Genomic DNA, 1,579 nt, shown 5'->3' on the forward strand with positions numbered 1-1,579 from the left:
GCGGCGCAGCTCGTCGAGCCGCCCCGCCACGGTGCCGTCGATGACCTCGTCACCGATCTGCACGCGGACGCCGCCGAGCAGCTCCGGCTCGACCTCGACGTGGGTGGTGACCTGCCGGCCGTAGATCCGGGCCAGCGAGGCACCGAGCCGGGCCTGCTGGTCGTCGGTCAGCGGGCGGGCCGTGCGGACGAAGGCGACGATCTTGTCCCGGCGCTGGGCCGCCTGGTCGAGCAGCTCGCGCACGCCGTGGGTGAACGACCGGCCGGCGGTGTCCCGGGCCAGGGCGTCGACCAGTTCGGTGACCAGCGGATGCGCCCGGCCGGACAGCAGCCGGTCCACCAACGCCGACCGGGCCGCCGGATCCGCCGTCGGATCGTCCAGGATCACCGACAGGTCGGGGCTGGCGTCGACGATCCGACCGAACCGGAACAGCTGGTCCTCGACCTCGTCCAGCTCGCCGGTCCGCTCGGCCCGGCGGAACATCGCCGTCCGGCTCAGCCGGCGCAGCGCGTCCTGCAGGTCACGGGACGAGGCCCACTCCTGCCGGACGGCGAACTGCACGACGTCCAGGGCCGGCGCGCCGACCTTGCCGCCGAGCAGGCGATCGACGATGCCGGCCCGGCTGTCGGGCGACAGGGTGTTCTCCGACAGGGTCCGCCGCAGCGGCACCTGGGCCAGCAGCAGATCCGACACGCCGTCCAGATCGCTGCCCAGCGCGGCCAGCCCGTCGCCGTCGAGCGGCTCGGACACCTCCAGCAGACGCCGGTTGGTCGCTTCCAGGGCCTCGCGGCTGGCGATGTGCTGGATCATCAGCGGTCCAGCTCGGCCAGGAAGCGCTCGACCGTCCGGTTCTGCCGGGCCTGGTCCTCCAGGGACTCGCCGACGACCCGGCCGGCCAGTTCGACCGACACGCGGCCGAGGTCGGCCCGCAGCTCGGCGACGATCTGGGCCCGCTGGGCGTCCAGCTGGGCCCGGCCGGCCGCGGCGATCCGCTCGGCCTCGGCGTGCGCCTGGGCCAGCATGTCGTCGCGGATGGCCTGGGCCTGGGTCCGGGCGTCCTCGCGGATCTTGGCGGCTTCCTCACGGGCGCCGGCCAGCTGCTGGTTGTACCGGTCCAGCGCGGCCTTGGCCTCGTTCTGGGCCTCCTCGGCCTTGGCGATGCCACCCTCGATGGCCTTGGTGCGCGCGGCGTACGCCTTCTCGAACTGGGGCCAGACGAACTTGCCCAGCACGACCAGCAGCAGCGCGAACCCGATCGCCCCGATGACGACCTCGCCCCAGGGCAGGCCGATCGGGTTGGTCGTCTCCTCAGCGGCGACGTCGACGGCGATGTTCACAATCATGACGATCCTGACTCTCGAAAGGTCTCGGGGCGGATCAGGTCAGGATGAACGGCACCACGAAGCCCAGCAGGGCAAGCGCCTCGGACACCGCGAAGCCGAGGAAGGCGTAGGTCCGGGTCAGGCCGGCGGACTCGGGCTGGCGGGCGGTGGAGGAGATGTAGGCCGCCCACACGATGCCGACGCCGATACCCGGGCCGATGGCGGACAGGCCGTAACCGAGGGTGCCGACGTTGCCG

The 1,579-nt window shown here is 72.8% G+C and carries 3 protein-coding genes; all 3 read right to left on the bottom strand.

Annotated elements, in window-relative coordinates; genetic code table 11:
- The coding region (locus tag ACOJUF_RS17685; protein WP_420123136.1) for a F0F1 ATP synthase subunit delta at window positions 1-810 on the bottom strand (810 nt) is incomplete at its 3' end.
- Window positions 810-1,343, bottom strand: a complete 534-nt coding sequence (locus tag ACOJUF_RS17690) for a F0F1 ATP synthase subunit B (protein WP_420123137.1) — start codon at window positions 1,341-1,343, stop codon at window positions 810-812. The genes ACOJUF_RS17685 and ACOJUF_RS17690, both read right to left, overlap by 1 nt.
- A gap of 34 nt (window positions 1,344-1,377) precedes the next feature.
- A partial coding sequence (gene atpE, locus ACOJUF_RS17695) for an ATP synthase F0 subunit C (RefSeq protein ID WP_420123138.1) occupies window positions 1,378-1,579 on the bottom strand: 202 nt, incomplete at its 5' end.

Source organism: Nakamurella sp. (genome assembly GCF_048594475.1).
In the GTDB taxonomy this organism is placed as follows: Bacteria; Actinomycetota; Actinomycetes; order Mycobacteriales; family Nakamurellaceae; genus Nakamurella.